Origin of the sequence: Aeromicrobium sp. SORGH_AS_0981 (genome assembly GCF_031453195.1) — a bacterium.
Classification (GTDB): Bacteria; Actinomycetota; Actinomycetes; order Propionibacteriales; family Nocardioidaceae; genus Aeromicrobium.
The window spans coordinates 3,303,442-3,321,223 of sequence record NZ_JAVIZD010000001.1; the positions used below are offsets into that span (position 1 = coordinate 3,303,442).

General features: G+C 71.6%; 14 protein-coding genes. 8 read left to right on the top strand and 6 right to left on the bottom strand.

What is annotated here, in order from left to right; translation table 11 throughout:
• Nucleotides 1-4: 4 nt before the first annotated feature.
• Together QE370_RS16335 and QE370_RS16340 are read left to right on the top strand one after the other, a co-directional pair.
• Complete coding sequence (locus tag QE370_RS16335) at nucleotides 5-829, top strand: hypothetical protein (protein ID WP_309634985.1); 825 nt, start codon at nucleotides 5-7, stop codon at nucleotides 827-829.
• Between the two features lie 109 nt (nucleotides 830-938).
• Nucleotides 939-1,625 carry an SDR family NAD(P)-dependent oxidoreductase gene (locus QE370_RS16340; RefSeq protein WP_309634986.1) on the top strand — a complete coding sequence of 229 codons (687 nt, stop codon included), beginning with the start codon at nucleotides 939-941 and terminating at the stop codon, nucleotides 1,623-1,625.
• Between the two features lie 27 nt (nucleotides 1,626-1,652).
• Here the strand turns inward: QE370_RS16340 and QE370_RS16345 are convergent, their stop codons facing one another.
• Both QE370_RS16345 and QE370_RS16350 read right to left on the bottom strand, forming a co-directional pair.
• A complete protein-coding gene (locus tag QE370_RS16345; RefSeq protein WP_309635274.1) occupies nucleotides 1,653-3,632 on the bottom strand; it encodes a primary-amine oxidase in 1,980 nt (659 codons plus the stop codon).
• A gap of 51 nt (nucleotides 3,633-3,683) precedes the next feature.
• Nucleotides 3,684-4,376 (bottom strand): TetR family transcriptional regulator, encoded by a 693-nt coding sequence (locus tag QE370_RS16350; protein ID WP_253025656.1) that lies wholly within the window; start codon nucleotides 4,374-4,376, stop codon nucleotides 3,684-3,686.
• A gap of 182 nt (nucleotides 4,377-4,558) precedes the next feature.
• Here QE370_RS16350 and QE370_RS16355 point away from each other — a divergent pair, with 182 nt between their 5' ends.
• From QE370_RS16355 to QE370_RS16365, 3 genes are all read left to right on the top strand, one after another.
• The gene (locus QE370_RS16355; protein ID WP_253025657.1) at nucleotides 4,559-5,668 is read left to right on the top strand and encodes a ferredoxin reductase; all 1,110 of its coding nucleotides are present in this window, start codon (nucleotides 4,559-4,561) and stop codon (nucleotides 5,666-5,668) included.
• A gap of 41 nt (nucleotides 5,669-5,709) precedes the next feature.
• Complete coding sequence (locus QE370_RS16360; RefSeq protein WP_083516304.1) at nucleotides 5,710-6,864, top strand: acyl-CoA desaturase; 1,155 nt, start codon at nucleotides 5,710-5,712, stop codon at nucleotides 6,862-6,864.
• A 752-nt stretch (nucleotides 6,865-7,616) separates the two neighbouring features.
• Entirely contained in the window at nucleotides 7,617-8,039 is a 423-nt protein-coding gene (locus tag QE370_RS16365; RefSeq protein WP_309634987.1) for a hypothetical protein, read from the top strand.
• On the opposite strand, the gene QE370_RS16370 is transcribed toward QE370_RS16365, so the two are convergent.
• Together QE370_RS16370 and QE370_RS16375 are read right to left on the bottom strand one after the other, a co-directional pair.
• Entirely contained in the window at nucleotides 8,036-8,707 is a 672-nt protein-coding gene (locus QE370_RS16370; protein ID WP_309634988.1) for an NADPH-dependent F420 reductase, read from the bottom strand. The two genes, QE370_RS16365 and QE370_RS16370, sit on opposite strands and share 4 nt — an antisense overlap.
• Nucleotides 8,704-9,798 carry an LLM class flavin-dependent oxidoreductase gene (locus QE370_RS16375; protein ID WP_253025661.1) on the bottom strand — a complete coding sequence of 365 codons (1,095 nt, stop codon included), beginning with the start codon at nucleotides 9,796-9,798 and terminating at the stop codon, nucleotides 8,704-8,706. Before QE370_RS16375 ends, QE370_RS16370 begins: the two co-directional genes overlap by 4 nt.
• A gap of 180 nt (nucleotides 9,799-9,978) precedes the next feature.
• Here QE370_RS16375 and QE370_RS16380 point away from each other — a divergent pair, with 180 nt between their 5' ends.
• The 3 genes from QE370_RS16380 to QE370_RS16390 all read left to right on the top strand — a co-directional run bounded on the left by QE370_RS16380 (nucleotide 9,979) and on the right by QE370_RS16390 (nucleotide 14,473).
• Nucleotides 9,979-10,716 (top strand): nuclease-related domain-containing protein, encoded by a 738-nt coding sequence (locus QE370_RS16380; RefSeq protein ID WP_309634989.1) that lies wholly within the window; start codon nucleotides 9,979-9,981, stop codon nucleotides 10,714-10,716.
• Nucleotides 10,717-10,823: 107 nt separating this feature from the next.
• The gene (locus tag QE370_RS16385; RefSeq protein ID WP_309634990.1) at nucleotides 10,824-11,723 is read left to right on the top strand and encodes a bestrophin family ion channel; all 900 of its coding nucleotides are present in this window, start codon (nucleotides 10,824-10,826) and stop codon (nucleotides 11,721-11,723) included.
• Between the two features lie 164 nt (nucleotides 11,724-11,887).
• Nucleotides 11,888-14,473 carry a carboxypeptidase regulatory-like domain-containing protein gene (locus QE370_RS16390; protein WP_309634991.1) on the top strand — a complete coding sequence of 862 codons (2,586 nt, stop codon included), beginning with the start codon at nucleotides 11,888-11,890 and terminating at the stop codon, nucleotides 14,471-14,473.
• 72 nt (nucleotides 14,474-14,545) lie between these two features.
• Here QE370_RS16390 and QE370_RS16395 read toward each other — a convergent pair whose 3' ends face one another.
• Together QE370_RS16395 and QE370_RS16400 are read right to left on the bottom strand one after the other, a co-directional pair.
• A complete protein-coding gene (locus tag QE370_RS16395) occupies nucleotides 14,546-15,331 on the bottom strand; it encodes a hypothetical protein (protein ID WP_309634992.1) in 786 nt (261 codons plus the stop codon).
• A 99-nt stretch (nucleotides 15,332-15,430) separates the two neighbouring features.
• Nucleotides 15,431-17,755, bottom strand: coding sequence for an FdhF/YdeP family oxidoreductase (locus QE370_RS16400; RefSeq protein ID WP_309634993.1), 2,325 nt, complete (start codon nucleotides 17,753-17,755; stop codon nucleotides 15,431-15,433).
• Nucleotides 17,756-17,782 lie beyond the last annotated feature (27 nt).

Here is a 17,782-nt window from a genome sequence, read left to right on the forward strand (position 1 = left end):
AACCATGACGTCCCCGGACACCCTGCTCGTCGGTTGCGGTCGGCTCGGGGCCGACGTGGGCCTGCGCCTCGCCGCGCTCGGCCACCAGGTGGTCGGCATCCGCAGGCAGGCCGACCAGGTGCCGGCCCCGCTCGTCGGGCTCTCCGCCGACCTGTCCCGGGAGGAGCCGACGTTGCCGGACCTCGACCTCGACCTGCTCGCCGTCGTGCTGACGGCGCGACCGCGCAGCGAGGAGTCCTACCGCGCCACGTACGTCGACGGCATGCTGCGTGCGCTCGACGCCCTCGACCGCCGGGGCGCGCGCCCGCGTCGCGCCGTGCTCGTGTCCTCGACCGCCGTGAACGGCGACGGCGACGACGTGATCACCGAGCAGACACCCCCGGCACCCGCCGACGCTCCCGCTGCCGTGCTGCTGGAGGCCGAGCAGGCGTTCCTCGACCGTGTGCCGACCGGCAGCGTGCTGCGCCTGTCCGGCCTCTACGAGGGCACCCCTCGCCTCGCCGACGAGGTGCGCGCGGGCGAGGTGAGCGACCCGCACCGGTGGACGAACCGGATCCACCGCGTCGACGCGGCGCGAGCCGCGGTGCACCTGCTGACCCAGGTCGAGGAGCCGGCGCGCGTCTACCTCGGGACCGACGACGAGCCGGCCCTGCGCGGCGACGTCGCTGCGTTCCTGGCCGAGCGGCTCGGGCTGGCACCCCTGCCTCCCGCGGACCCGGCGCAGGGTCACGGAAAGCGGATCTCCAACGCACTGCTGCGCTCGAGCGGCTGGACGCCGGACTACCCGACGTACCGCGAGGGACTCGCCGGCGTCGGCGCTGCGCACTGATCGCTCGACCCGCCGCCGAGGATCCGCGGCGCCCGCTCCGTTCGGGCTGCCGGATCCGTCGACCGCGGTTAGCGTCGAAGAGCATCCCACCCGATCCCAGGAGGACCCCGTGACCACCATCGCCATCGTCGGAGCCGGCCGAGGACTCGGAGCGGCGGTCGCCCGTCGCTTCGGCAAGGAGGGCTTCGCCGTGGCCCTGCTGGCCCGCAACCAGGAGCGCGTCGACGCGCTGGCCGCCGACCTGCAGGCCGAGGGCATCGACGCCCGGGGCTGGACCACCGACGTCCGCGACCCCGACTCCCTCGCGCGGACCCTCGAGCAGGCCAACGAGACGCAGGGTCCGATCGAGGTCCTGCAGTACAGCCCGCTCCCCCAGAAGTCGTTCCTGCGGCCGCTGCTGGAGACCACCGTCGACGACACGAAGGGCGCCATCGAGTTCTCCGTCTACGGCCCGATCGCCGCCGTCCACGCCGTGCTGCAGAACATGCGCTTCGTCGGCCAGGGCACGGTCCTGTTCGTCAACGGCGGCACCGCGGTGCGCCCCGCGCCGAAGTTCGCCGGCACCTCCCTGTCGTTCGCCGCGCAGTCGGCCTACGCGCAGATGCTGCACCACACGCTCGCCGACGAGGACATCCACGTCGCGCAGCTGGTCATCCCCGGGTCGATCGAGGAGGGGCACCCGCAGAAGGACCCGACGGTCCTCGCCGAGACGCTGTGGTCGATGCACACGGGGCGCGACGAGTTCCGCGTGTTCGCGACCGACATGGACGACGAGGTCTCCGAGACCTCCGACTGACGTCCGCGCACGACGCCGGGCCGGGGCTCAGTGGCAGGAGCCCGGCCCGGTGTGGCAGGCGGACGTCGGCTGGGGCTCGACGTCGAGCGACGGGTTGCGGTCGAAGAACCCGACGGGCTTGAGCCAGAACGACACGATGTCGGCCGGCATCACCGGCCAGTCCTCGGGCCGCGTGATGTGGTGGATGCCGAAGGTGTACCAGAGCACGACGTCGGTGTCGGCCGTCGAGCGTCCCTGCTGCACCCACTCCGGGAGGCCGTGGTCGACCCGGCTCTGGTTCACGAACTCCCCCGCGGGCCAGCGCTCCTCGGAGTCGTGCGGGGTGACCCACACGGTGTGACCGATCACCTGCGCGCGCTGCAGCACCGGCGACGCCGGGTCGAAGAACGACGGGATCGCCCCGCCCGGCACGAGCTTGTAGGAGACGGGCGTCCCCAGCCCGTTCAGCGACCGCTCGTTGACCACCTTCCACGCGCGCTGGCTCTCCCAGCGGAAGTCGTCGTGGCCCTCGACGGTGATCGGGGTGCTCACCTGCCGGATGCCGAGACCGAGCGGGTTCTCCGGCCCCATGGGGTCGACGACCGTCTCGCTGCGCACGACCGTGTTCGTCCGCCCGTCGGGCTCGAGGTCGAGCCGGGCGACCAGGAAGTGCTGGTGGTAGGGGGCGTACGTGCGCTCGTCGACGAGCGTGCCGTGCGGGTGCGGCTGCCCCTCCTCGACGTGGGTGACGACCATGATGCCGGTCGCGCGCACCTCGCACTCGATGTTGCCGTCCTCGTAGAAGCGCCAGTAGGTGATGTACTCGTAGTTGGCGACCGTGACGTGGAACGACACCACGAACCGGCGCTGCCGCCGCACCTCGGCGCTGGGCCCGTGCGCACCGTGGTCGACGTGCTTCCAGCCGACGGCGCTGTCCTCCTCGTGCAGGCAGATCGCGTTCGCGATCGTGTACGGCTCGCCGGAGCTGTCGTGCAGGACGGCGTCGAGGTAGCGGATCTCGCCCAGGCAGTCGCAGCCCAGCTCGAGGGACTGCGTCATGAAGCCCAGGCCCCACTCGCCGATGTCGAAGGCGGTGCGCCGGTAGTGGTCGATGCTCGGGTCGCGGTACGGGACGACCATCTCGGCGAAGCTCAGCTGGTGCGCGACCTTGCGCGTGCGTCCCGCGTCGTCGTAGGTGACGGCGTGCAGCGTCATCCCCTCGCGGTGGTTGAAGCCCACGCGCATGGTCCAGTTCTGCCAGCGCAGCTCGTGGCCGTCGACCTCGAACCCGATGCCCTCGGGCTGGACGATCTCCAGCGGCCTGCGCGGCGGGCGATGACTCTTCAGCCGGTCGGGCACGTGCCGCGGGACGTACTCGCCCATCACGTCGGGGCGCGGCACGCTGTGGGTGTCCTCCACGCGCAGCAGCTCCATGCTGTTGAGGTCGATGACGCAGTGCAGGCCGTTGACCGGCCCGGCGTAGGGGTTGGCGCCCTCGGCCGCGCGGACCCACGTGTCGGACCAGCCGATCCGGCGGTCCCGCCACTCCTCGGGCATGACGGCGTCGCCGTAGGTCCACGTGTCCATGAAGACCAGCGAGAGGTCGGTGATGCCGCGCTTCTCCAGCGCGGCCACGACGTCGGGGTGCTCGCGCAGCACGGCGTCGGCCTCCTCCCACTCGTCGACCGTGACGTTCGCCTGCACGTCGGGCACGTGCGCGAAGTGGGTGACGGCGTCGGCGGAGAGGTCGACGCGCGCCCGGAAGGTGCGGTTGGTGGCGCGCTCCAGGCAGATCGCCTCGACCACGCGCGGCGGCACCGTGCCGTCTGCCGCGAAGGCGTCGAGCGCCTGCTTCGACGGCTGGAGGCCCTCGATCGAGCAGTACCGCCAGCCCTCACCCACGCCGTGCTCGGCGGAGAGCAGGGCCGTGGTCGCGCGGAACTCGTCGGACGTCAGCGGGTCAAGCGGATGGCTCACCTGCCGATCATGCCTGTCAGCACGGTCCGACGGCGAGGAAAACGTCGCGATGTCACCGGAACGTCACGGAATCGGTACCACTGATCGCGTTCCGCGTCGTCGTCAGCTGGTGGTGGTGTCGTCGGCGGCCCGCAGTCGACCACTGCCACCGCGGTCCTGCGGCCGGGAGCGCCACTGGATCGCGCCGATCGACAGCATCCGCAGCTGCGTGGCGGTGGACCGCGCCACCTCCCGCTCGAACGCCGGCGTGCCGGGCCCCTGCAGCAGACGCTCGGCCGCCGCGACCATGGCGATCACGATGAGGTTCGCCGACGTGCGGAGGTCGTCGGTGGACCAGTGCACGGCGCCGGGAAGGCGGGCGAAGTCGGTCGCGATCTCGGCCTCGAAGAGGTCCAGCTCGTGGCGGATCGCCGCTCGCACCCCCGGGAGGCCGCCCACCCGCTCGCGGCTGATGAAGCCGAAGTGCTCGGGGTCCGCGCGGACCCGCTCGACGAGGACCTCGACCGACGGACCGATGACGCCGCCGACCGACGGCTGCGCCGCGCGCACGTCGCGCAGCGTGCGCCGCAGGCTCGAGAACGACTCGTCGACGAGCGCCAGACCGAGGTCCTCCGCCGACGCGAAGTGCCGGTAGAACGCGGTCGGCGCGATGCCCACCTCGCGGGCCACATGACGCAGCGACAGGGCCGACAACGAGCTCTGCTCGGTCAACGTGAGGGCGGCGTCGAGGATGGCGCGACGGGTGCGCTCCTTGCGCTCGGTGCGCGTCGGGAGCGCGACGGGCTGGTCGTCCATGACCCAGATCATACGCATCGGTGGACACGTGACCACCGACGCGACGCTGCGACCTGCGCAAACACCGGACGTGCCCGCAGTCACAGCGACAGGACGTTGACATCCGGGATGTCACATACCGACAGTTGGTGGACAGGTGTCCACCAACACCATCCATCCCGACCCGTGAAGGACACAGCCCGATGACCTCCACCGCCGCGCTCCCCCCGCTCGCCCAGCGCGTGCTCGGCTCCCGCCTGCTCGCGTCGCTCACCTCCCCGCACGGCGTCGACCACTACCTGCGCCAGATCAACCCGATGTGGGCCGCCACCGACGTCCGCGCCCGCGTCGTCGACGTGACCCGCGAGACCGACGGCGAGCACCCCGTCGCCACCCTGACCCTCGAGCCGACGAGCACGTGGCGCGGACACCGGTCCGGCCAGTACGTGCAGGTCGGGCTCGAGGTCGCGGGCCGTCGCACCACCCGCTGCTTCTCGATCTCCTCCGCCGCGTCGCTGCCCGGCGAGCGCTTCACCATCACGGTGCGCGCGCACGAGGAGGGCATCGTCTCCAAGTACCTCGTCCGCGAGGCCCAGCCCGGCCTGATCCTCCACCTGAGCCAGGCGGAGGGCGCGTTCACGGTGCACGAGAGCGCGGCGACGCCGACGAACAACCACCTCGTCATGATCTCCGGCGGGTCCGGCATCACGCCCGTCATGTCGCACATCCGCACCTTCCTGCGCGACGGCTACGACGGCCACGCCCAGCGCAAGATCACCTTCGTCCACTACGCCCGCTCGCCCGAGGACCAGATCTTCGCCGACGAGCTGCGCGAGATCGCCGCCGCCGACAACGGCATCACGGTGCACCTGCGCTACGGACCCCACCTGTTCGACGCCGACGAGCTGCGTCTCATGGTCGGCGGCGACTACACCGACATGGACACCTGGGTGTGCGGCCCCGCCGGGCTGGTCGAGCTCGTGCAGGAGGCGTACGGCGACTCGCCCCGGTTGCGCGTCGAGTTCTTCAAGCCGCCGGCGTTCGCGAAGGACGACGACGCCGAGGGCACCCTCGCCTTCAACCTCGCCGGGTCCACGGCCTCGAACGACGGGTCGAGCATCCTCGAGCAGGCCGAGGCCGCCGGCCTGACGCCCGAGTTCGGCTGCCGCATGGGCATCTGCTTCTCCTGCACGTCACGCAAGACCGAGGGCACCGTCCGCAACATCCTCACCGGCGAGACGTCGTCGCTGCCCGACGAGGACGTGCGCATCTGCGTCTCCGCCCCCGTCGGCAGCTGCGCCGTCGACCTCTGACCACCCGACCTCACGACCTCCCCCTCCCGGAAGGACACGACATGACCACGATCCCGTTCGTCCCTCGCGCCAAGAAGACCAAGACCCGCGCCTCCGACCCGAAGGTGCCCAACCTGACGCCCGAGCAGCTCGAGGCGTTCGGCAACGAGATGGACGCGCTGCGCCAGCGCATCCTCGCCGACCTCGGCGAGGAGGACGTGAAGTACATCCGCGGCGTCGTCAAGCGCCAGCAGCAGCTCGAGGTCGCCGGCCGCGCCCTCTTCTACGTGCCCCCGGCCTGGCCGCTGGCCGTCGCCGCGCTCAGCCTCTCCAAGATCCTCGAGAACATGGAGATCGGCCACAACGTCATGCACGGCCAGTACGACTGGATGGGCGACCCGAACCTCAGCTCGCGCATCTACGACTGGGACAACGTGTGCCCGGGCGAGCAGTGGAAGTACAGCCACAACTACATCCACCACACGTTCACGAACATCCTCGGCAAGGACCGTGACATCGGCTACGGCATCCTGCGGATGGACGCCGACCAGAAGTGGCACCCCTACTACCTGGGCAACCCGCTGTACGCGTTCCTGCTGATGGTCTTCTTCGAGTGGGGCGTGGCGATGCACGACCTCGAGGTCGAGAACATCGTGAAGGGCAAGCGCAAGATCGAGGAGAACGCGCACATGCACTCCGCGATCATGAAGAAGGTGAAGAAGCAGGCCCTGAAGGACTACGTCGTCTTCCCCGCCCTCACCGGACCGCTCTTCCCGCTGACCCTCGCCGGCAACGCCGCCGCGAACCTCGTCCGCAACGTGTGGGCGTTCAACATCATCTTCTGCGGCCACTTCCCCGCGGGCGTCGCGACGTTCACCGAGGAGGAGTGCGAGGACGAGTCGCGCGGCCACTGGTACTACCGCCAGCTGCTCGGCTCGGCGAACATCAGCGGCGGCGAGCTGCTGCACCTGATGTCGGGCAACCTGTCGCACCAGATCGAGCACCACCTGTTCCCCGACATCCCGGCCCGCCGCTACCGGGCCATCTCCGTCGAGGTCCAGGAGATCTGCGAGCGCTACGGCATCGAGTACAACACCGGCCCGCTGCACAAGCAGCTGTTCAGCGTCGCCAAGAAGATCTGCCGCTTCGCCCTCCCCGACCGCAAGCCGCGCCAGGCCGCCCCGGCTCCCGCCGAGGCCACCCCCGCCGCCGCCTGACCGACCAACCCCACGCCGCCCCCACCCGTCCGGGTGGGGGCGGTGTCGGTTTTTCTCGGGTGCGGTCCTCGTCGACATGCAGCTGCGGTCGTCGTGACCTTGCTGGTGCGCTTGGCACAGGGGGTCGTGACCTTGCTGGTGCGCTGCCTCGGCTGGTGCTGGTCGTGGTCTCCGAAAGGGCCTCGACCGGGCGGCTGGGCGGCGCACTGGGTTGGGCACTCGGGCTGTGGCCTTCGTTGGACGCACGATTCTTCGTTCGTGCGCGGGAGGGCCAAAGCTTCTGCGTTCGCTATGGGATCCCGTCACCAACGCAGAAGCGTTCGGTCTTCAGCGCGCGAAGGAAGCATCGTGGGTGCCCTGGGGGGTGGGGTGGGCAGCGCTTCTCCCTTCTTGTGGCACGGTCCACGAGAAGGGAGAAGCACTGCCCCATCCGACCCCGCCGGCGGTGGATCCACCACCTGTAGAGCGCTCAGAAGGTTGCGGATCCACCGATGGAACGCGCAAACGGAGCATGGTGCGACCACCGCGGGTCACAGCCCGAGAACCCAAGCCGCCACCGCTCCCAGCCGCCCGGTCGAGGCCCTTTCGGAGCGCAGGACGAGTCGAAGCCGCACCAGCGCAGCCCCGCCCGAACGAGAAGCCGCGCCAGCGCACCCCCACCCGAACGAGAAGCCGCGCCGACGCAGCCACGGGCCGACGCCCCCTGTGGACGAGCGCTGGGCGTCCCGGAGTCGGGTGGGGAGGCTGAGGGGATGAGTCCTCTCGACTGCTCGCTCTCCTCCACGGCCGCGCTGACCGCCGCATGGCGGTTCGTCGACGGCGGCTTCGGGTACTCGGCGCCGCAGCTGTTCGTGCTCGTGCTGGACCGGCGGGCGCGGGTCGCGGGTCCGGTGATCCAGCTGTACGACGAGCACCAGGCGGCGGCGCCCGAGGACGAGCTGCTCGGGCTGCTCGTCGAACGGCTCGCGGAGACCCTCAAGGAGCAGGCGCCAGGCGGCGGGGTGGCGTTGATGAAGGCCCGACCCGGGCACTCGTCCGTCCTGACGGCGGCCGATCTGCGGTGGTGCCGCGCCCTGCACCGTCACCTGCAGGCCGCACCCTTCTCGAGCCGGCCCCTGTTCTTCGCCAGTGACGCAGGACCCCGCATCGTCGCGCCCGACGAGCTGATCGGCTAGGCGCGGGCGGCGAGCACCTCGCGGCCGCGCTCGGACTCCGGGAAGCGCGCGACCATCGCGCGCAGCTCGTCGGCGCCCACGTTCGCGCCGAACGGCTCCGTCCCCGGCTCGAGCCGCACGCCGTCGGCGAGCGACCCCACGACCACGGGGTCGAAGCCGAGCTCGTCGACGAGCCGCGACACCGCGGCCACGGCGTCGGTCTCGTCGCCCGCGACCGCGATCGCCCGACGGTCCGCCGAGCCCGACGGCTGCGCACCGTCCTCGAGGTCGTGGTAGCCCATGTGGTTGAACGCCTTCACGACGCGCGCGTCGGGCAGGAACGCCTGCACGACCTCGCTGGTCGACGTGCGCGGGTCGGTCAGGTCGTCACGGACGCCGTCGACCTCCCACCAGTAGTTCATGGCGTCGACGACGACCTTGCCCGCCAGCGCCTCGACCGGGACGGTGCGGTGCTTGCCGAGCGGCAGCGCCAGCACGACGACGTCGGCGCGACGGGCAGCGTCGTCGGCCACGGTCGACGTCGCGCCCGGAGCGAGCACGTCGACGGTCAGCTCGATGTCCTCCGCCGGCCCCGACCCCGCCACCAGCACCTCGTGGCCCGCCGCCACGGCGAGCCGGGCGAGGACCGTGCCGACCTTGCCCGCCCCGAGGATGCCGACGGTGGTCATGCCTGCGCCGCCGCCGTCGGGACCGTCGCGTCGGCCGCCAGCAGCTCGCGCACCCGCGGGATCACCTCCGTGCCGTACAGCTCGACCGACCGCAGACGGTCGGCGGCGGGCGTGGACCCGGTCGTGTAGATCATGTCGAAGCGTCCGACGCCGAGCGTGCGGATGGCCGCAGCCATCTTCTGCGCGACCGTCTCGGGCGATCCGAGGTAGAGCGAGCCGTGGGCGATCTCGCGCTCGTAGTCGCGCGGCGTGACCGGCGGCCAGCCACGGTCACGGCCGATGCGGTCGCGCGACGCCTTGAAGTGCGGCCAGGCGATGCGCGCAGCGGCCTCGTCGGTGTCGGCGACGAACCCGGGCGAGTGCATGCCGACCGGGTGCGCGGTCGTGCCGAACTTCTCCGCGGCCCGGCCGTACAGCTCCAGGTAGGGCGCGAACCGGTCGGGCGACCCGCCGATGATCGCGATCATGAGCGGCAGGCCGTAGTGCGCCGCGCGGACGACCGACTGCGGCGAGCCACCGACCCCGACCCAGGTGTCGAGGTGCCCGGAGTCCGTCTTCGGGAAGACGTCGGCACCCTCGAGCGGCGCACGGGTGGTGCCCGACCAGGTCACCGGCTGCTCCTTCAGCAGCTCGGTGAACAGCTGGATCTTCTCCTCGAAGAGCACGTCGTAGTCGGCGAGGTCGAAGCCGAAGAGCGGGAACGACTCGGTGAACGAGCCACGGCCGAGGATCACCTGCGCCCGGCCGTTCGACAGCGCGTCGAGCGTCGCGAAGCGCTGGAACACGCGCACCGGGTCGTCGGACGACAGCACGGTCACGCCCGACGCCAGCCGGATCCGCTCCGTGCGCGACGCGATGCCGGCCAGCACCGTCTCAGGGCTGGAGATGGCGAAGTCGTCGCGGTGGTGCTCCCCGAGCGCCATGACGTCGACACCCACCTGGTCGGCGAGCACGGCCTCCTCGACGACCTGGCGGATCGCGTCCGCGTGCGACAGCAGCTCCCCGTCGGGTCCGAGGGGGATGTCGCCGAACGTGTCGAGCCCGAACTGCACGGCGGGCGTCGTCGTGGTGTCGTCGGTCTGCGTGGTCATGCTGGTCACCTTCCGCTGTCGTCTCTCGACCAAAGTAGTTCAAGATTCATCTACTTCAAGCACCGGCCCTCCCCCCACTATTCCGCCTGCCCCTCGTAGCGGCCGGCATTCCCTGCGGGACCGCGCCGGAACGCGTACGGTTCTGCCACCGACGGTGGTGGACGGCGAGGGGATCTGACGGTGACGGTGCACGAGGTGGAGCGACCCGCGTACGGGCGCCACCGGGCGGAGACCTCGGGAGGCGAGCGTCGCGTCGTGCTGCGACGACCCGGCACGTGCAGCCTGTGCTCCCGCGCGCTGCCCTCGCGCGCCACCGCGATCGCCGACCGCGACCGCGGCACCGTCCGGTGCGTCGAGTGCGAGGGAGGCGCCGCCCTCGCGGCATCGGCGCGCCACCGCCAGGTCGAGCTCGACGACACCCGCCCGACCGAGCCTCCGGTCGCACCCGCCGACCTGAGGCACCGGCTCGACCAGCTGCGCGACCACGACGTGCGGCTGCTCCACGGCCGTCGCGTGCCCGGCTCGTCCGCCACCCTCGACCACGTCGTCGTCACGTCCGGCGGCGTCTGGGTGGTCGCCGAGTCCGACCTCCAGGGGGAGCTGCGGGTCGTCGTCGAGGGCGGCCGGCTGCGCCCCCGCAGCGAGCGCCTCGTCGTGGGTCGACGCACCACGACACGACTGGTCGACATGGTCCTCAAGCAGGCGGAGGCAGTGCGCGACGTCGTCGGCGCCGAGGTCCCGGTGCACCCCGTCCTCTGCGTCGCCGACGACGGCCCGTCGGCCGACGGCGTGACCACCCGCGGGGTCGCGGTGGTGCGTCCGGCGGAGCTGGAGAGGCTGCTCCTGCGCTCCGGCGACGCCGGTGTCGACGTGCCCGCGGTCCGCCAGCGCCTCGCCGTCGTGTTCCGCGTCGTGTGATCCGCACCCGTCCCGCGCCGCACCGCGACGCACCTCTTGGAGTTTCCTCAGTCACGGAGCCCCCGATCCGACCTGCGGACGGTCACACGCCGGGTGAGGCTTGATGCATGATCACCTCGCGCCTCCCGAGGTCAGCATCCGTCTGGCGACCGCTGCTCGTGCCGATGGTCATGCTGCTGACCTGGGACGTCGGGGTGACCGTCGCCTTCCAGCTGAACTGGTTCGAGTTCCCGGGCATCACGATCCAGTACACGCTCTACGGCACGGCCATCGCCCTGTTCCTCGGCTTCATGGTCAACGCCGGGTACGCGCGGTGGTGGGAGGCACGCACCCTCTGGGGCAGCATCGTCAACCACTCCCGGAACGTGGCGCGCGAGGCGACCACCCTGCTCGACCCGACCGTCCCGAACGCGCGCCGCGAGCTCGGGCCCGACATGGTGCGCGCCCAGATCGCCTACGTGCACAGCCTGCGGACGTCGCTGCGCCAGCAGGACCCGCCGCCGGAGATCGACCGCTACCTCTCCCGTGACGCCGCCGTCCGCGTCAAGAACGCGAGCAGCGGACCGACGGCGACCCTGACCCACCTCGGCCGACTCCTGGCCGAGGCACGTCGTCGCGGCATGATCGACGACTTCGCCCGCGTGCAGGTGGAGTCGACGCTCAGCGTCCTGACCGACGCGCAGGGCGGCCTGGAGCGGATCAAGAAGACCCCGCTGCCCGTGCAGTACCGGCTGCTGCCGTCGTTCTTCGCCCGCACGTTCTGCATCATCCTGCCGTTCGCGGTCTACCAGGACCTGCAGTGGTGGACGCCGATCGGCTCGGGCCTGGTCGGCATGATGTTCCTGCTCGCGGTCCAGGTCGGCAAGGACCTCGCGGACCCGTTCTCCGACGACGTGCACGACGTCCCGATGACGGCGATCAGCCGCACGATCGAGATCGACCTGCTCGAGATGATCGGCGCGGACGCTCCGGGCCCGGTGACGCCGGTCGGGCAGGTGCTGTGGTGACGCGACGTCGGCCCGTCCGGCGCTGAGCACGGCCATCCATCATGCCCCGTCCAGGAGACACCGCGCAGCCGTTCGCGGAAGGTGCGCGAAACTTGTCCATTCGCCTGACATGGCATCGGGCGCGGTCCTAGGGTGCACCGAGTCCTAGCGATCGGAAGTCCCCCGTGATCCCACGCCCCGTCCCCCTGCAGCGCGCCGTCCTCGCCGTCGTCGCCGCCTCCGCCCTCCTGCTCGGCCTCCTGGCCGGCACCGCACCCGCCCAGGCCGCGACCACGGTCGTCACCGGCACCATCACCTCCTTCGACGGCCGCCCGGTGTCCACCGGCGTCGAGCTCTACGTCAACATCGCGGAGCCCGACCAGGCCCCGCTGTGGAGCTCGACCCAGCAGGTCTTCAGCGACGAGAACGGCGTCTACCGCTTCGACGAGGGACTGGACGCCACCCAGTACCGCATCGGCGTCGCGCCGCAGTCGCTGTCGAGCTACGACGAGGAGACGGGCGAGACGACCTTCACGAACCTCGCACCCGTCTTCCACCCCGCCGCCCGCACGGTCGAGTCCGCCACGACCGTGAAGGTCCCCGCCGGACGCACCACCACCGTCGACATCACCTCCCCCGAGGGCGGGGTCGTCTCCGGCACCGTCACGGGTCAGCCCGACCTGCGCCACGACAACCTCGCTGTCATCGCCCAGTACCGCGACCCGGCGACGGGCACCTGGGGAACGGCCGGCTTCGCACCGGTCTTCGAGGAGGATCACGCCTACGACCTCGTCCTGCAGCCCGGCAGCTACAAGCTGCGCTTCTACGACGGCAACGGCTACCACTACACGGAGTACTGGAACGACGCCGCCACCCGCGACGCCGGCCAGGACGTGACGGTCACCGCCGGCGGCACCCTCCCCGGCGTCGACGCCGAGCTGGCCCGTGCGGGCCGCATCGAGGGTCGTCTGACCCTGGCCAGCGGCGCCCCGGTCGACACCGACAACTCCTTCACGACGATCGAGCGACGCGACCCGGCCACCGGCACGTGGTCGCAGGTCGACGACGTCGACGGTGGCTACCTCGACGCGGAGGGGCGGTTCGGCTTCGGACCCCTCGTGGCCGGCACCTACCGCGTGAAGGCCGTCTCGAACGAGTACCCCGACACCTACTACGGCGGAGGCACCGAAGGCACCCCGATCACGGTCGAGACCAGCCAGGTCGTCACCGGCATCGACCTCAGCCTCACCAAGCCCGGCTCGGTCTCCGGTGCCGTGCAGCTGCCGACCGGCAAGGCCGCTCCCGGCGCGACCGTCGTCGTCTACGCGAAGGCGGAGTCCGGCACCTGGACCCAGGTCGACGAGTCGTCGACCGACAGCCGCGGCGGCTACGTCATCGGCGACGTCCCGGCCGGCACGTACGCCGTGCAGGTCTTCCCGGGCAACCCGGCGTACGCGCCCCAGGTCTACCTCGGCAAGACCTCGCTGGACGCGGGCACGCCAGTCACCGTCAAGGACGGCACGCGCACCCGCCTGTCGACCGTGAAGCTCGCCGCCGGCGCCACCGTGTCGGGCACCATCACGCTGCCGAAGGGCGTCAGCGACCGGGTCGCGCGCACCGTCGACGTCATCGACCCGGCGTCCGGTGACCTCGTCTCGAGCGTGGTCGCGTCGAAGCGGGGTTCCGGCACCAGCTGGACGTACGCCGTGCCGGGTCTGGCCGCTGGCTCCTACCAGGTACAGTTCGCACGCTCGAGCGGTTCGTCGCTCGCCACCGGGCAGTTCTTCAAGAACGTCCCGGAGACGCAGGGACGCGCGAGCGCCACGGCGGTCAAGGTGACGGCGGGCAAGACGACGCCGTCGGTCAACGCGACGCTGCGCACCGGTGCCACGATCACGGGCCGTGTGCTCGACACGCGGGGCGAGCCGCTGCGCTGCTCGGTCCTGGCCGTGTCGGCCGACGGCACGCTGACCACGCGGTCCGCGGTGTCGTCCTCCTCGACGGGCACCTTCACCATCTCCGGGCTCAGCGCCGGGCAGTACAAGGTCCTCGTCCAGGGCGACGAGTCGGCGTGCGTCGCCGACCCTCAGTCGAACGACGAGACCTCGGGCTACTACTTCGACGGCGACGACACCGCAGGTCGCACGACCTGGGACCCCGCGCAGGCGAACCTGGTGACGGTCGAGGGCACGGGCACGAGCGCCCTGGCCGACCAGTACTACGGCCCGGTCGAGGGTGACACGTTCGACAGTGCACCCGCCCCGACCGTCACGGGCAAGGCCGCCGTCGGCTCGCGCCTGGCGTCGGACACGGCCGGTGACGCCACCCCCGGCCAGGACGGCATCGCCTACCAGTGGCTCCGCAACGGCAAGCCCATCAGCGGCGCCACCGAGACGGGCTACACGGTCGTCGCGGCCGACGCCGGCACGGTCCTGACCGTCCGGTACACCTGGCGCAAGGAGGGCTACGTCGATGTCGTCACGGCCTCCCGCGACGTCAAGATCGGCGCGTCCAACCTGGCCAAGCCGACGATCTCGGGCACGCCTGCGGTCGGCAGGACGCTGAAGGCCGCCCGCGGCACGTGGGCCGGCACGGGCTGGACCTACGGCTACCAGTGGTACCGCGGAGACGCGGCCATCAAGGGCGCCACGGCGTCGACCTACACGCCCACGCGGAGCGACCGCTCCAAGACGCTGACCGTGCGGGTCACCGCTCGCAAGACCGGGTTCGCGAGTGCCACCGCCGCGAGCGCGGGCACGAAGGTCCGCTGACCGCAGCAGGCACGTCGAGGCCGTCCGTCCCCTCGTGGTCGGGCGGCCTCGCCGCGTCGGGCTGGACCGGTGTCAGGCGCGGCGCCGCGCGAGGAGCGCGGCTGCCGTCAGGACGATCGCGACCCCAGCCACGGCGGAGGCGGCGAGCACCGAGGTCGTGCCGTCGGCACGGCCCGTGACTGCGATGCCGAGCATCGCCCACGCCCCGGCAGCGGCGTACGCCACGTTCCCGCCCGTGCGGACCAGCACCGCGAGCAGCGTCACCGCCGCCACCGCGAGCACGCCCAGCTGCCAGCCGACCGACTGCGCCGACACGACCTCGAGGTCGACGAGCGCGGTCGAGAGGTTGAGGAAGAACGCGGCAGTGACCCAGCCTGCGAAGAGGCCGACCGCCGCGCGCGTCAGCACCGCGAACCAGCCGGGCTCGGACGAGGAGCCCCTCGTCGTCAGCCCCACGGTGAGCACGGCGTCGACCGCAGCGACCAGCATGAGGAGCAGCGCGAGCGCGGTCGCGATGCTGCTGTCGAGGGCGGCCAGCAGGATCCACAGCGCCCCGCCCAGGTAGAGGACGACGAGGTCGACCTGCAGACGTCGCGGCACCGCACCGGGGCCGCGGACCAGCGTGGCCACGGCCTGGACGATCGCCAACGTGTAGATGACGCCCCAGATCGAGAACGCCCAGCCGACGGGCGTGATCAGCAGCTCCGGCCCCGAGCCCTGGGCGGGCGACGCACCCGGACCACTGATCGTGACGACGGGCGCCACTACCTCGAGCACCGACGCGACGAGCACCGCCCACGCGAGTCCCTGGGTGCCGGTCCGGGCCGCTGCGTGCGTGCTGCGCGTCGTCGTCGCCATGCCTCGAACGTACCGACGATCTGCGGGTCCGGCCCGCCGAGACGGCACGCGGGCGCGGGTCAGGCCGTGGCTCCCTCCGGCGCGCGGTCCGGGCGCGGGTCAGGCCGTGGCTCCCTCCGGCGCGCGGTCCGGGCGCGAGCCCACCTTCTCCAGCCGCACCACCACGTCCTTGTAGGTCGGCTGGTTGCTCGTCTCGGCGACGCTGTCGAGCGGGACGAGCACGTTGGTCTCGGGGTAGTAGGCCGCGGCTCCTCCGCGCGGTGTCGGGTAGGCCACCACCGTGAACCCCGACGCGCGACGGTCCACGCCGTCGTCCCAGACCCCCACGACGTCGACGGTGTCGCCGTCGGACAGGCCGAGGTCGAGCAGGTCGTCGCGGTTCACCATCACCACCTGGCGGCTGCCGTGGATGCCGCGGTAGCGGTCGTCGTCGGTGTAGGGGACGGTGTTCCACTGGTCGTGCGAGCGCAGGGTCTGGAGCACCAGGTGGCCGGCGGGCGGGCGCGTCGCGCGACCGCGGTTGGTGGTGAACCGTGCCGCGCCCGTCTCCGTCGGGAAGACACCCTCGTTCACCGGGTTCGGCAGGGTGAAGCCACCCGGGCGCGTCACGCGCCGGTCGTAGTCGTGGAAGCCGGGGACGATGCGGGAGATGCGGTCGCGCACGTGCCCGTAGTCGGCCTCGAAGTCGGTCCACGGGATCGCCTGGGAGCCGTCGAGCGTGGCCCGCGCGAGGCGGCACACGATGGCGACCTCGCTCAGCAGGTGCGGCGACGCGGGCGTGAGCCGTCCTCTCGTGGTGTGGACCTGGCTCATCGAGTCCTCGACGGTCAGGAACTGGGGACCGCTGTCCTGGACGTCGAGCTCGGTGCGGCCGAGAGCCGGCAGGATGAGCGCGGTCTCCCCGCACACGGCGTGGGAGCGGTTGAGCTTCGTCGAGACCTGCACGGTCAGCCGGCACCGGCGCAGGGCGGCCTCGGTGGCCTCGCTGTCGGGCGCCGCGCGGACGAAGTTGCCGGCCAGGCCGAAGAAGACGCTCACCTCGCCGTCGCGCATCGCGCGGATCGTCCCCACCGCGTCCACCCCGTGCTCGCGCGGCGGCTCGAAGCCGAACTCGTCGCGCAGGGAGTCGAGGAACGCGTCGGGCATCTGCTCCCAGATGCCCATCGTGCGGTCGCCCTGCACGTTGCTGTGCCCCCGGACCGGGCAGGGGCCCGTCCCCGGACGGCCCACGTTTCCGCGCAGGAGCAGGAAGTTCACGATCTCGCGGATCGTCGGGACGGCGTGCCGCTGCTGGGTCAGCCCCATGGCCCAGCAGACCACGACGCGGTCGCTCTGCAGCACGTCCTCGTGCACGGCACCGATCTCGTCCAGCGTCAGGCCGGTCTCCTCGAGCACCTCCGCCAGGTCGACGCCCCGCACGTGCTCGGCGAACGTGTCGAAGCCGTCGGTGCTGGACTCGATGAAGTCACGGTCCAGCACCGTGCCCGGCGCCCGGTCCTCGGCCTCCAGCAGCATCCGGTTCAGCGCCTGGAACAGCGCGAGGTCGCCACCGGGACGCACCTGCAGGAGCCGGTCGGCGATCTCGGTCCCCCGACCCACCACGCCGCGCGGCTTCTGCGGGTTCTTGAACCGGCGCAGCCCGGCCTCGGGCAGCGGGTTGACGGCGACGATCCGTGCACCGTTGAGCTTGGCGGTCTCCAGGGCGGACAGCTGTCGCGGGTGGTTCGACCCCGGGTTCTGGCCGACGAGGAGGATCAGGTCGGCGTTCTCGAGGTCGAGGAGGCTGACCGACCCCTTGCCCGTCCCGAGCGTCTCGTGCAGCGCGAAGCCGCTCGACTCGTGGCACATGTTGCTGCAGTCGGGCAGGTTGTTCGTGCCGTACGCGCGCGCGAACAGCTGGAAGAGGAACGCGGCCTCGTTGCTCACACGTCCCGACGTGTAGAAGGAGGCCTGGTCGGGCGAGTCGAGCGACCTCAGCTCGTCGGCCACGAGGGCGAACGCCTCGTTCCAGCCGATCGGCTCGTAGTGGTCGGAGCCCGGACGCTTGACCATGGGCTCGGTCAGCCGGCCCTGCTGGTTGAGCCAGCGGTCCGATCGTGACGCGAGGTCGTCGACCGGGTGCGCGCGGAAGAACCCGGGCGTCACCCGACGCCGCGTGGCCTCGTCGTTGATGTGCTTCGCACCGTTCTCGCAGTACTCGTTGCGCGAGCGGTGCCCGACCTCCGGGTCGGGCCAGGCGCATCCCGGACAGTCGATGCCGTCGACCTGGTTCATGGTGAGCAGGGTGCGGGCCGTGCGGGGCACGGTGGTCTGCTCCAGCGAGTACTCCAGCGCATGCCTGACCGCCGGCACGCCGGCTGCCCAGGTGCTGGGCTCCTCGACCGTCAGGCCCGTGGTCTCGTCGTCGTGCGGTGCGTCGTCCATGGTGTTCCTCTCGACGTGCTGGTCGGG